Source organism: Streptomyces sp. NPDC026500 (genome assembly GCF_055567635.1).
In genome coordinates this window covers 1-13,759 of the sequence record NZ_JBVHQB010000007.1, presented here as the reverse complement: position 1 = coordinate 13,759, position 13,759 = coordinate 1, and the positions used below count along the sequence as shown (strand labels likewise).

6 protein-coding genes are annotated in these 13,759 nt (G+C 69.0%); 5 read left to right on the top strand and 1 reads right to left on the bottom strand.

The features are described from left to right. Nucleotides 1-102 precede the first annotated feature (102 nt). From ACZ4N5_RS14565 to drmB, 4 genes are read left to right on the top strand one after another with little or no spacing between them, the layout of a single operon-like run. The gene (locus ACZ4N5_RS14565; protein ID WP_467757438.1) at nucleotides 103-4,854 is read left to right on the top strand and encodes a DEAD/DEAH box helicase; all 4,752 of its coding nucleotides are present in this window, start codon (nucleotides 103-105) and stop codon (nucleotides 4,852-4,854) included. Next, entirely contained in the window at nucleotides 4,851-6,755 is a 1,905-nt protein-coding gene (locus tag ACZ4N5_RS14560; RefSeq protein ID WP_467757437.1) for a UvrD-helicase domain-containing protein, read from the top strand. Before ACZ4N5_RS14565 ends, ACZ4N5_RS14560 begins: the two co-directional genes overlap by 4 nt. Beyond that, a complete protein-coding gene (locus ACZ4N5_RS14555; RefSeq protein ID WP_467757436.1) occupies nucleotides 6,752-10,006 on the top strand; it encodes a helicase-related protein in 3,255 nt (1,084 codons plus the stop codon). Before ACZ4N5_RS14560 ends, ACZ4N5_RS14555 begins: the two co-directional genes overlap by 4 nt. Then, nucleotides 10,003-11,865: a DrmB family protein gene (gene drmB, locus ACZ4N5_RS14550; protein WP_467757435.1), complete on the top strand. Its 1,863-nt coding sequence runs from the start codon at nucleotides 10,003-10,005 to the stop codon at nucleotides 11,863-11,865. Before ACZ4N5_RS14555 ends, drmB begins: the two co-directional genes overlap by 4 nt. 148 nt (nucleotides 11,866-12,013) lie before the next feature. On the opposite strand, the gene ACZ4N5_RS14545 is transcribed toward drmB, so the two are convergent. Next, nucleotides 12,014-12,673 carry an ATP-binding protein gene (locus ACZ4N5_RS14545; protein ID WP_467757434.1) on the bottom strand — a complete coding sequence of 220 codons (660 nt, stop codon included), beginning with the start codon at nucleotides 12,671-12,673 and terminating at the stop codon, nucleotides 12,014-12,016. A 217-nt stretch (nucleotides 12,674-12,890) separates the two neighbouring features. Here ACZ4N5_RS14545 and ACZ4N5_RS14540 point away from each other — a divergent pair. Beyond that, nucleotides 12,891-13,759, top strand: an 869-nt coding sequence (locus ACZ4N5_RS14540) for a helix-turn-helix domain-containing protein (protein ID WP_467757696.1), incomplete at its 3' end; no start/stop codon positions are given.

Genomic DNA, 13,759 nt, shown 5'->3' with positions numbered 1-13,759 from the left:
GTCAAGCAACATCACCGCAGGTCAAACGGGATAAGACCGCACCACGCTCGACTCCGTCGTCCCTTACGTCATGCCACCCATCGCAGGAGCCGTGAAGAAGCAATGTCCGCTTCCCCGCCACCGGTCACTCCCACCGTCATCGAACAGTCCTCTCGCGTCCTGCAGACGTACGAGGTCGATCCTGGTCTCGTCCCGGAACACGCCAACGGAGAACGCCGCATCACCCAGGGAGGGTACGGCGACCGTCAGCTCTTCGAACTCGTACAGAACGCGGCTGACGAGATCACCGGCGAGCCCGGGGGTTCCGTCCAGGTCATCCTCACCGACAAGCATCTCTACTGCGCAAACGAGGGCGCACCGGTGTCTCCGGAAGGCGCGGAGACCATTCTCCGAATGAGCATGTCGCGCAAGCGAGGTGGCCAGATCGGCCGTTTCGGCGTGGGTGTGAAATCCGTTCTGGTCGTCACCGACGCTCCGCAGTTCTTCAGCAGCTCCGGCGCTTTCGGATTCGACCGCGAATGGGCACTCGAGAAGATCCGTTCGGTGCCTGGTGTGCGGGAGCGCCTGGGCGAGCGGTTCGAGGCACCGGTGCTGCGCATGGCGCGCCCGCTCGACGAGGCCGCCGAACGCGCGCAGGATCCCGTCCTCGACGAGTTGTTGGGTTGGGCCACGACCGTCGTCCGTCTGCCGCTGCTCGACGGCGCCGCCGGCAGGTTGGCGCTGGACATGCACGGCGGGCGGACAGCCGCCGGTTCGGCCCGCGAAGAGTTCCCGCTCGGGTTCCAACTCCTCTCCCCTCACGTGGCGAAGGTCGTCCTGGAGGACCGTCGGCCCCGCCCGGCCGTCCGCCGCGTGCTGACCAACAAGCAGTCCGGGGATCTGCACACCGTGGTGGAGGAGCGGACGGGGAGGCAGACCGTCAGCGCGGGCTGGCGGGTCTTCTCCACCAGGCACGAACCCGGGCCGGCTGCCCGGGCCGACGCCGGTGAACTGCACGACCGGCTCACCCTGGACCTCGCCTGGGCAGTGCCCGCGCTGGAGAAGGACGAGAAGAGCGGACTCCACGTCAGCCCGCAGTCACGGGGCCGAGGTCGCTTCTGGTCGTTCTTCCCGACCAAGTACGAGATGTCCCTGAGCGGCATCCTCAACGGCGCCTGGAAGACCAACGAGGACCGGCAGAACCTGCTCGACTCGTCGGCGTTCAACGAGGAGATGGTCAAGGTCTCGGCGGCGTTGGTCGTCGACTCCCTCCCCGGCCTGGCCCCCACCGAGGACCCGGCCGCGTACCTCCCGTTGCTGCCCGGCCGGGTGAAGGAGGCGATCAGTTGGGCGGACGAGTTCCTGACCCGAGAGATCTGGGAGCGGGCGGCTCTCCGTCCGTCGCTGCCCGACCAGGAGGGCGTACTGCGCGTCCCGACCGAGTTGCGCGTCCCTCCGCGTCTCGACAAGGAGCGGATGGCCGGCTGGCTGCGGATGTGGCACGAGTCCCCCGGCCGCCCGTCGAACTGGCTGCACCCGAACGCCGATGCCGACACGTTGCGATCGGGCAAGGTCGAGCACATTCTCGGTGCGGCCGGGCACAGGCGGGCCGACGTGCGCGAGTGGCTGGAGGCACTGGTCGAAAGCGGCACGGCCGAGGCGTCCGCCACGGCGATCCGCATCCTCGCAGACATGGTCGAGAACAGGTCGCCGTACGCGGAGGAGGCACGCAAGGCGAAGATCGTGCTCACCGAGGAGCACGGCCTGGTCAGACCCGTACCCGGTCAGGTCTTCCGACGCGCCGACGAGGACGGGCTCCGCGAGTCCCTGACGTACGTCGTCGGCGAGATCGCGCAGGACCCGAGACTCGCCTCCGCGCTCAACCTCCTCGGCATCCGCGAGGCCGATGTCGAAGGCCGGTTCATCAGCGTGCTCGACCAGGGCTTCGACGGCTACGCCGACGCCGAATGGAAGCGCTTCTGGGACCTGTTCCGCCAGGCCGGCGGACGCCGTCTGACGCACACGGTGCTCCAGAGCGTGCCGAATGCCCGCGAGACCCTGCATGTGCGGACGGCGGACGGGAGGTTCCGCCCGGTGCGCGACTGCATGCTGCCGGGCGCGGTGGTCGACGCGGCACGTGACCCCAGCATCGCCGTCGACACCAGGTTCCACTCCGACGACCTCGCCTTCTTCCGCGACATCGGCCTGCGGGAACGGCCTTCGACCTCGACGCCTCCGGAGGGCGAGGCCTGGTTCGAGGAGTACCGGCAGGCCGTGCACGCGTCCTATCTGCGCGGTCTGAGCCAGAGCGCTCCCCGGACCACTCTCAACAGGATGAAGGTGGAGGGGTCCCCGATCGGGGGTCCGCTGCACCTCTTCCGATCGCTCTCGGAGGAGTCCCGCGCGGCGTTCCTGAAAGCGCTCCCGGACGAGGCTGTGGTGGACAGCTGGACGCGACAGATCGGCGTCCAGGCGAACACCCGGCGGGCCGTGGAATCGCCGATCCGCTGGATGCTCAGGAACTACGGGACGGTCGCCACCTCCCAGGGCATCAAGTCGCTGGGAGAGGCCGTCGGGCCCCAGCTCGGCGCCTACCGCGATGTGCTGGCAGTCGCCGACATCTCCCCGGAGAAGGCCCGCAAGCTACGCCTGCCGACCACGGCCGACGAGGTTCCTCCCGAACGTTGGAAGGCCTTCCTCGCACAGGTGGCCCGGAGCGAGGACGACGCCTTCGTCGGCAACACCTACGTGATGCTGACCCGAGTCGGCGCGGAGTTCCCCGAGGACTCACTGACCCGCTGCAGGATCGGCGACACCTGGGGCACCAGGCCCGACGAGGAGATCACCGTCGCGGTCGGCGCGACCGAGTACCGGGCCCTGCGCGCTGAACAGCTCCCCGCGCTGCTGGTGGCGACCCCGGCGGACGCCGAGCTGATGGTCGACAAGTGGGCCATGAAGCGTTATGCCGACGCCATAACCCTGGAGACCCGCGAGGTCCCGGACGGTGCACCGGTTCCGCTCGTGGAGCTGTATCCCGCCCTGCGTCAGCGACTGAACAGCGGCAACCGGAACACGATGGTGCAGCTGTGCACCGAGCTGGAAGTGGTGACCCGGACCGAGAACGGCGCGAAGGCCCGTCCCCTGGACGCCGTGCGCCAGGGCGGCACGATCAAGGTCAGCGTGCCTCTGGACCCTGAGCCGATGCTGCGGCTGATCGATCGCGAGCTGGCGCTCGGCCTCGGCCGGGACGGCTGCGCGGCGGTGCTCGCGCATCAGGAGCGCATGGCGCGGGACAGCGAGGCGAAGGCGGCTCTGACGGCCGTGCGCGACGCCGAGGACGTGGTCGCCAAGATCGAGCTGCTGATCGGTGCGGACGCCCTGCGCACCGGGCTGCCCGACAAACTGATGGAGGCCGAGCTCCAGGAGACCGACGGCCTCGAGCCCTCCGGGCATCGGATCGCGCAGATGGCCTTCAACTCGCACGGCGACGGAGTCCTCCATCAGCACGCCCGCGACATTCAGGCCCGATTCCCCAACGCACCCGTGGCCTACGGAGGTTCGTCGGCCGCCGTCGTGTTCGTGTCGGACCTGAAGCTGCCGGTGGCCTTCGCCGGCTCCAGGACCCCTTCGCCGCCCGCCTTCGAGACGGTGGACGGACCCCGGGACTTCCCCCGGCTCCACGACTACCAGGAGGACCTGGTCCGCAACATCACCACGCTGCTCGACCGACTGGCCCCGCAGCGCGCCATGTTGTCGCTGCCCACCGGCGCGGGCAAGACACGGGTCACGTCCGAGGCCGTGATCCGCTGGGTGAAGCGGGTGGGAGACCTGGGAGGCCCGCTGCTGTGGATCGCTCAGACCGAGGAGCTGTGCGAACAAGCCGTGCAGAGCTGGAGGTTCGTGTGGAGCAAGGTGGGCGCGGAGCGACCGCTCACCATCAGCCGGCTGTGGAACAGCAACGAGGTGGGGAACGTCGTCGAGCACCCGCACCTGGTGGTGGCCACGGACGCCAAACTGGAGCGGTGTCTGGGCACCGACCAGTACGCCTGGCTGCGGCAGGCCGCGCTGGTGATCGTGGACGAGGCCCACACCGCCATCTCCAAGCGGTACACCGAGATCCTGACGCGGTTGGGACTCACCCAGTACGAGACCGGACGACACCTGCTCGGCCTGACAGCCACTCCGTTCCGCAACACCAACGAGGACGAGACGCGTCGACTGGCCACGCGGTTCGGCAACCGGCGTCTCGACGAGGGCGTCTTCCCGTCCGGTGATCCGTACCGGGATCTCCAGGAGTGGGGAATGCTGGCGCAGGTGGAGCATCGCACCCTGGAGGGCGGCCAGATCGTGCTGAAGCCCGAGGAGAAGGCGCAGGCGGTCCGGATGGCGACGCTCTCCAGCGCCGCCGAGCAGCGACTTGCCGACGACCACGCACGCAGTCGCCGCATCGTCGACGCGGTGACCGACCTTCCGGAGGGCTGGCCGACGCTGCTCTTCGCCACCTCCGTGGATCACGCCAAGTACCTCGCGGCCATGCTCAACGACCGCGGGATCCGGGCCGCCGCCGTGGACTCGACCACCAGCAGCCAGGACCGCCGGCGACGCGTCGAGGACTTCCGCGCGGGACGCATCCAGGTCCTCACCAACTACGGCGTCCTGACACAAGGGTTCGACGCTCCCTCCACGCGTGCCGTGGTGGTGGCCCGCCCGGTCTACAGCGCCAACGTCTACCAGCAGATGATCGGCCGCGGGCTGCGCGGCCCCAAGAACGGCGGCGAGGACACCTGTCTGATCCTCAACGTCAGCGACAACGTCGCGAACTTCGACACGCAGCTGGCCTTCACCCAGTTCGAGCACCTCTGGAGCAGGAAGTGACCGACGCCTACCTCGACAGTCCCCTGCTCACCGACGAGCAGCGGACCGTGGTCGAACAACCCTGGGACGCGCGCGTCCTGGTCACCGCCGGTGCCGGAGCCGGAAAGACGCACACCCTGGTGCGTCGGCTCGACGCGCTGTGTGGTCATGAGGACCCCGAAGAGGCACTGGAGGCCGCCGACATCCTGGTACTCACCTTCTCCCGGGCCGCCGCTCGCGAGTTGCGCGAGCGCATCGCCGGGCACGGCGAGCGGGCCCGGAGGGTGCGCGCCCAGACCTTCGACGCCTGGGCGTACGGAGTGTTGGTCCAGGCGTATCCCGACAGCGATTGGAACGCGGTCGGCTTCGACGAACGGATCGCCGCCGCGACCCGGGCGATCGAGAAGGGGGCATTGGAGGCCGGCGACGCCGTTCCGCCCGCGCATGTCGTGATCGACGAGGTGCAGGACCTGCTGGGCGGGCGTCGCGAGCTGGTGGAGACGCTTCTCGACCGGTACCAGGACAGCTGCGGCTTCACCGTCGTCGGCGACGCCGCCCAGTCCGTCTACGGCTTCCAGATCGAGAACCTGACCGAACGCGCCGACGAGACCGGCCGGTTCTTCGACTGGCTGCGCTGCTCGTACCCCGACGATCTCGTGGAACTGCGTCTCACCCGGAACTTCCGCGCCGTCACCCCCGAGGCCCGGATCGCGCTGGCGCACGGCTCACGCCTCCAGCAGCTCAGCGATCCGGACGAGGCGGCAACGCTCTACGACGAACTGCGCGACCTCCTCCTGGACCCGGCGAACGCAATGGGCGACCTCAGCGACGGATTCACCCTGGACGGCCTGCGGGACCTCTCGGACACGTGTGCCGTTCTCACCCGGGACAACCGGGAGGCACTCGTGGTCTCCGGTCTGCTGCACGCGCACGGCATCGAGCACCGGCTGCGGCGCCCCCTCGAAGAACGTCCGGTGCCGTACTGGGTAGCCGAGTTGCTGCGCCGCACCGAGGCGACCGGCCTCACCGAGGACCGGTTCCGCTCTCTGCTCGCGGAGATCCCTCTGCGGTACGAGCCGAATCCGACCGCCCTGTGGACAGTGCTGCGTCGGGCCGCACGCGGGACCGCGCGCAATGTGCTCGATCTGGAGCGGTTGCGCCGCTCGGTCGCCGACGGCAGATTCCCCGACGAGGCGGCCGACCCGGAGACAGCCCGGATCGTGGTCTCCACCGTGCATCGCGCCAAGGGACTGGAGTTCGACCGGGTGATCGTCCTGGCCCCGCCGAGCGTCGCCGAGCTCCACAAGCGGTACAAGGACGAATTGGACCTCCCGGCCGAGGCCCGGGCCCTGTACGTGGCGATGACGCGCGCCCGCCAGGATCTCTACCACGCGGTCTCCCCCGAGGTACCGATTCTCAGAAGAGCTGGTGGTAGGAAGAACGGCCGCCGGTACGTGGGCGGGTGGCGGTCGTACGACAGGTACGGGGTCGTGGCCGAGGCCGACGACGTCTGTCGGGAGAACCCGCCCGGCCGCGAGGCCGACGCCCTGGCGACCCAGGCGTATCTCCTGGAGCGGGTCCGCCCTGGGCAGGAAGTGGTGTGGCGCAAGCAGCACGACCTGCCGATGGGCGAGTTCCAGAGCCCTCCGTACGCCCTGACGCACGACGGGCGGGAGATCGGTGAGGCGTCGGAACGGTTCCGCGAGGAGTTCTTCCAGGTACAGAAAGTGAATCGGACGTGGGATCCCCGGTGGCCCGAGGAGATCCGCGGCATACGGATCGACACTCTGGAGACCGTGACCGGCAGCGCCGCCGCCGGAGCCAATGCCGGTCTCGGTGACCGGGGTGTGTGGATCGCACCCCGGATCACCGGCATCGGGAGATACCGGCGGGCCGACGACGATGAGGAGCAGCTCGCATGACGCACGTGGAAGGCCGACACTCCGAGCACTACCGGGTCCGGGACGAGGAACTCCTGGTGGGCCTCCGCCGCGAGCTCCTCGGTCCCGTCCCCGACGCCGCGCCGGACGACCGGGCCGAGGTGCTCACCCAGGACGCACCGATCGACCGCTACCTGACCGGCGTCCTCTACCCGAGGCCGGCGGACGCGGCCGCGGAGGAGAGGGTCCGTGAGGACGAGGAAGAGCACAAGGACCCAGACGCAGCCCTGTTGCGCACCCGCGACAACGTCGAGGAGTCGGGCACGGCGCAGGAGGTCGGAGCCGCCGGCTCCCGCCGCCCCTCGTCGATGGGCCTCACCTTCGCGGTCGCCCCGGACATAAGCGACACGATCGTGGTCTCGGCGCGCGCCGCCGTCTACGAGCCCACCGATGCGGAGGGCAAGCCGGTCCCGGCCCGCCGCGCCGAGGCTCGCACCACCTCCGACCAGCGGGAACAGTGGCGACGCAAGGAACTCACGCTCCCGGACACCACGGTCGACGTCACCACACCCGATCCGGACAGAAAGGTGGACCTCGGTTCCGGAGCCGCGCTGCGCGTCAACGTCCGCCGCCCCGACGCGGTCACCGGCACGGTCACCGTGACGATCACGCTCGTCAACACCCGACAGGTCGGCGAGCGGGAACTCCAGGACGCCTTCTCCCTGTTCCAGTGCGGACTCGCGGTTCGCGCGGTCAACGGCTCCAGCGCCTTCGTCGAACGTCCTGCCCCGACCGCCGCCCACGACCCCGAGGTCGCCACCAGTCGCCTGCTCCACCGCCACGCCCCGACCTTCGCCGTCGGCCACGGCTGCGCGGCCGAGTGGGACTGGACGCCACCGCCGATCGGCATGACCGACTCCAGGACGGCCGCGGTCACCGAGGTGCGCAGCGAGTTCGTGCCCACCGTCGAGGTGCTGCTCACCGACTCCAACCCGGAGATCGACAGTTCCGCCCTGTCCATGCTCGGCCTGGCGGAAGACACCGACACCCAGGTTCTGGCCGCTCTGAGAGCGCTGGCGACGGGCTACGAGCGCTGGATCGACCGCAAGGAGGCGGAGGCACAAGCCTTGGCCGACGCCGCGCACCAGGAGCCCGCCCGCCACCAGGTAGCGGCCTGCCGAGAGGCCCTCGGCCGCATTCGCGAGGGCATCGAACTACTGGCCGCCAAACCCGACTTGATGCGAGCCTTCCGGCTCGCCAACCGGGCCATGGCCGATCAGCGGGCACGCAGCGCCTGGGTGAAGGGCGGTCGGGTTGGCGCCCCGGACCCGGCGCGCGGCGAGTGGCGTCCCTTCCAGATCGCGTTCGTGCTGCTCTGCCTGGCCGGCATCGACGACCCGAAGCACACCGACCGCGGTATCTCCGATCTGCTGTGGTTCCCCACCGGTGGTGGCAAGACCGAGGCGTACCTCGGTCTCATCGCCCTCACCGCCTTCCTACGACGGATCCGGCGTGGCGCGGGAGGTGGTGGCGTCACCGTCCTCATGCGCTACACCCTGCGACTGCTCACCCTCCAACAGTTCGAGCGCGCCGCGATCCTGCTCTGCGCGATGGAGCGGATGCGGCGCGACGCACAGACGGAGCTGGGCCTCGAGGAGTTCTCCCTCGGCATGTGGGTCGGCCGCTCGGCCACCCCCAACACCTTGGAGGAGGCGGAACGGAAGCTCACCGAGCTCCGCGGGGACCTCACGAAGCGCCTCGCCACCGAGAACCCGGTCCAACTGCACGCCTGCCCCTGGTGCGGCACCCGCCTCGACGCCCGCGCCTACGAGGTCGACCTGGACGACAAGCGGATGCACGTCCGCTGTCCCGGCGTCGACTGCGCCTTCGCCGACGGCCTGCCGGTCCACCTGATCGACGAGGCGGTGTACGCCGCTCGCCCGACCCTGGTGATCGCCACTGTCGACAAGTTCGCCTCGATGCCGTGGCGTCCGGCCACCGCCGCCCTCTTCAATCGCGACAACCCGGCCGACGGCACTCCGCCCCCGGAGCTCATCGTCCAGGACGAACTCCACCTGATATCAGGCCCGTTGGGGACGCTGACCGGCCTCTACGAGACCGCCGTGGACGCGCTCGCGGGCCGCCCCAAGGTCATCGCGTCCACGGCGACCATCCGGCGTGCCGCTTCCCAGGGGCGCAGCCTCTTCGACCGTGACGTGCGCCAGTTCCCGCCGGCCGGCCTGGACTCCCGGGACTCGTGGTTCGCCGTGGAGACCCCTCGCGAGGAGAAGGCGAGCCGCCGCTACGTCGGCCTCCTGGCTCCAGGCACCAGTCAGTCCACCCTCCTCATCCGTACCTACGCCACCTTGCTGCACCGGGCGAAGCACGCGCGGACCGGGGACGAGGTGCGCGACGCGTACTGGAGTCTCGTCGGTTACTTCAACAGCCTGCGGCTGCTGTCCGCCGCGGAACTTCAGGTCCACGACGACGTGGTGGCCTACCTGGAATTGCTCGCCGAGCGTGAAGGAGTGGCCGTCCGCTCCGTCGCCAACTACTCGGAGCTGACGAGCCGGATCGACGCCAGTGAGATCCCGACCCGTCTCAAGGGCATCGAGAGGAAGCTCCCCGACGAGGACACAGTGGACGTCCTCCTCGCCACCAACATGATCGCGGTCGGCGTCGACGTGGACCGGCTCGGTCTGATGGCCGTGATGGGCCAGCCGCAGACCACCGCCGAGTACATCCAGGCCACCAGTCGCGTCGGCCGCTCCCACCCCGGGCTGGTCGCCGTGATGCTCAACGCGACCCGCTCCCGCGACCGCTCCCATTACGAGAGCTTCCAGCACTTCCACTCCGCCCTCTACCGCGAGGTGGAGTCCACCTCCGTCACCCCGTTCTCCGCCCGCGCCCGCGAACGCGGCCTGCACGCGGTGATCGTCGCGCTGGCCCGCATCCTGATTCCGGCGGCCCGGCCCAACGAGGCCGCGGGCCGGGTCGACTCCTACGAGCACCAGCTCCGCCAGGACATCAAACCCGTCCTCCTCGATCGCGTCGGCAGCGTCACCAAGGAGGAGACCGACGCCGTCTCCCGTGCCTTCGACGAATTCGTCGACTGGTGGTGCGCGGAGGCCGACCTGCACAGCGGTCTGCTCTTCGAGCCTCGCAACGGCAAGCGCACCCCTTCGCTCCTGAAGTCGTACGACGACGAGTCCGAGGCCGAGGCGTGGTCCACCCTGTGGAGTCTGCGCGACGTCGACGCCGAGTCCGCCCTGTTCATGGAGGCATCCCGATGACCCCGTCCCCCGCGCGCTCCCGCCGCACCGGCACGAACCGTCAGGTTCCCGCCCACAACCTGCTCCGCCGGGGCGCGATCCGCCGCGCGCAGATGATCACCACGTACGGCGTCGGCTCACTCATCGCCGTCGACCACGAGTCCTTCGTGGTCTCCGGCCTGGACGGGGCCGACACGCAGTGGAGCGCCGACGAATCCCCCAGGATCCACGAACGCCGCCTTGCCCGTCTCCTGGGCGTCCAGCACTTCCGACTGCCTCCTGCCTCCGACGACAGCAGCAAGGACGGTGTCCGGGTCCGCCGCTTCCCGGTCATGCACTCCTGCCCCGAATGCAGCGAGCTGCGTCGACACCGCGACTTCACCCCGCCGCCCGGCAGGAGCGTCTGCGGCACGTGTGAGGCCGACCTTGTCCCCTCCCGTTTCGTCATCGCCTGTGAGGTCGGGCACCTCGACGAGTTCCCGTACTGGCACTGGGTCCATCGCGCGACCGGCAGCGGGACGACCACCGCGGGCCAGTGCGGCGGGACTCTCAAGCTGCGCACCTCCGGGCGCAGCTCCTCCCTCCGCTCGATCATCGTCTCGTGCACCTGTGGGGTCTCCGAGGTCTCGATGGAGGGCTCTTTCCGCAAGCACGCCCTGAAGGATCTCGGCCTGCGCTGCCGCGGCACGCGCCCGTGGCTCGGCACCTCCGTCCCAGCCCAGTCCTGCGGCCTGACCCCCCGCACCCTCCAGCGCGGTTCCTCCACCGTGTGGCAACCGGTGCTGAAGTCGGCGCTCTCCATCCCGCCGTGGAGCGACGGACGTGCCGATCCGCTCGCCGAGCACTGGGACGAGCTCCGCAAGCTGAACAGTCGCGCGGAGGTCGAGATGTGCCTCAAGTTCGCGTTCAAGGGCGAGAGCCCGGTACCGGTCGACGAGGTGATGGCACTCCTCGATGCCGAACGCGAGGAGGACCCCACCGGCGACGAGGCCCCCGCCTTCGACCACCGCTACCGCGCCCTGCGCAACAAGGAATACGAGCGCCTCCGCTCGGGCAACGACGAGAGCAAGCGTTCCCGCGATGAACAGTTCATCTGCGAGACCCCACTCGGCGACTCGGCCCCCCTCGGCCCTCTGGGTGTCACGGGCCCCATGTTGGTGAAGAAGCTCCGCGAGGTCCGCGCCCTCAAGGCGTTCACCCGGCTCGCTGACCCCGACTCGAGCAACGAGGGCAACGAGGCCGCGCTCTCCGCCTCGGAACTGACCTGGCTCCCCGCAATGGAGGTCCGCGGCGAGGGCGTCTTCCTCCGGCTGGACGACGAACGACTCGACGCCTGGGAACGCATGACCGCCGTGGCGGCGCGCGCCGAGCGGATGCGCACCGCGCACCACAGGGTCATGGAGCAGCGGGCAGCCGACCCGACCCGGGTCCCGCCCTCTCCTGCGAGCCCCCGAATGGTGCTGCTTCACACCCTGGCCCATGTCCTCATCAACGAATGGAGCCTCGACGCCGGCTACCCCGCCGCCGCGCTTCGCGAGCGTCTCTACGCCGACGACGACATGGCGGGGATCCTCGTCTACACCGCGACGAGCGACTCGGCGGGCAGCCTCGGTGGGCTCGTAGCCCAAGGGGAACCGGACCGCCTCGCCCGGACGATCCGCTCGGCCGTTCGTCGCGCCGAGTGGTGTTCCTCGGACCCGCTGTGTGTCGAGTCCGAGGCGTCCGGCACCGGCGGCACCAACCTCGCCGCCTGCCACGCCTGCGTGATGCTTCCTGAGACGAGCTGCGAGCACAACAACATCCTGTTGGACCGCGCGCTGCTCGTCGGCACCCCGGATGATCCTCGTCTGGGCTTCTTCGCAGACATAGTGGCCCACTGATACCGACCGACAGACGGACTTCGGCGGCGATCGGCGGTCCTGTGCCACCGATGCTTCAGCCGAAGTGGGTGCGTCAGGCTGCTTCGAGTGCACGATCAGAGCCTCGAAGCAGCCCTCGCCTGCACCCCGCACGACTCACCGGCCTTCCTCATCGCGGAACCTGGCAAGGCCGGCCTGGGGCTTCGGTGATCTGCGCCTCGAAGCGAGTTTGCGATCTGTCCAGGACCTCCTCCTCGTCGCAGCCGTGTGCACGTAGCCAGTGGAGCAGGTCGACGATGACGTCGCTCGCGGCTTCTGCCGCGATCGTCCTGCTCAGCCTGTTCGGGCTCGCCTCGCAAAACAGTCCGGTGGCCTCGCGGAGACCCATCAGTGCTTCGGCCCTCGCGACCCCCGTTCCGTCCACGTGACCGTTCGGCGTGTTCAGTCCCGTCGCCAACTCGCACCAGGTCACTTTTCGGTCGGCGTGCAACAGGACACCCCAACGGTCGGCGATCGCATCGACGATGGCCATGCCTCGCCCGGTCTCGGCGTCGGAGCCCGCGGCGACGAGGGTGGGAAGAGCGCGCGTGTCCGGGTCGTGCATCTCGATACGCAGACGGGTGCCGTTCATCGAGACGCCGAGCGTGGCCGGGGTGCCCGCGCCGACGTGCGTGATGATGTTGGACACCAACTCGCTCACACAGAGTTGGGCCGCGTCGTTGACCTCGTGCAGGCCCCAGACGCCCAAGTGCAGCCGGATGATGCGGCGCAAGGCGGCCACTTCCTCGGGTTCCGCGGTGAAGTCCAGGTCCCACGGCTTCCGTGACATACACGCTTCCTGGATCACGAAGACCCCTCTCGTCGCATGCCATCTCCGCATGGCCAGCGGAGCGTCACGCATTCTCACGGTGAGTTGCGTCGTGGATCAGAGTGGCGCGCGCGTATCCCGTCATGCAATGTGCAGGACGGGATTCCCACTTACGAGTGATTGGCAGGCCCAGGCCTTGGCGCGAGACTGAACACCCACTACTCAAGGGATGGTTGAGATGTCCGGTTCACCGACGGCGCGCCGTCGTCGTCTCTCGATCGAGCTGAAGAAGCTCCGCGAGAGCAGCGCACTGACGTGCGCGCAGGTCGGCGAGTCCTTGGACTGGAGTGGGTCCAAGGTGAACCGGATGGAGACGGGGACCGGCAGGGTCCAACCGTCCGACATCGACGCGCTGTGCCGCTTCTACGCCACCACCGATGAACTTCGCGAGTTCCTCAAGTCACTGGCCCGGCAGGCCAATACGCGCGGTTGGTGGCAAGTGCACGGCGCCGGGGTGCCCGAGTGGTTCAACATCTACATCGGCCTGGAGCAGGACGCTTCCACGTTCCGGCAGTACCAGAGCGAGTTGATCCCGGGCCTGATGCAGATCGAGCCGTACATTCGCGAACTCCACACGACCGGCGCCCACATGTCCGTCGAGGACATCGACAGGGCCGTACGAGTGCGTGCGGAGCGCCAGACCATGTTGTCGCAGGCTGAAGCCCCCGACGCTTGGTTCATCGTGAACGAAGCCGCGCTGCGCCACGTCATCGGGGATCGGGCCCTGATGCGAAGTCAGCTCGAACGCGTCTTGGAATCAGCCGAGTTGCCGACGGTGACTCTGCAGGTCCTGCCGTTCGACTCGGGCACCTATCCGGTCACGGGGTCCTTCACCATGCTGGGCTTCCCGGCACAGGAAGCGCCGGACCTGGTGTACCGGGACGGCATCACCGACGCCGTCTACCTGGAGGGAGAGCATCATGTTCGGGAGTACACGCGGGCGTTCGACGGGCTAACTGATCGTTTCAGAATGCCGTCCTGCGGAGACGCTGGCGGCCCATGGAACAATCCCTTCAGTCACGGGCTCTGGGGGGGGATGACTCTGTA

Excerpts from the sequence above, each read along its gene's own strand:
- ACZ4N5_RS14565 (WP_467757438.1), top strand. The coding sequence starts at position 103 with ATGTCCGCTTCCCCGCCACCGGTCACTCCCACCGTCATCGAACAGTCC.
- ACZ4N5_RS14555 (WP_467757436.1), top strand. The coding sequence starts at position 6,752 with ATGACGCACGTGGAAGGCCGACACTCCGAGCACTACCGGGTCCGGGAC.
- drmB (WP_467757435.1), top strand. The coding sequence starts at position 10,003 with ATGACCCCGTCCCCCGCGCGCTCCCGCCGCACCGGCACGAACCGTCAG.
- ACZ4N5_RS14545 (WP_467757434.1), bottom strand. The coding sequence starts at position 12,673 with ATGTCACGGAAGCCGTGGGACCTGGACTTCACCGCGGAACCCGAGGAA.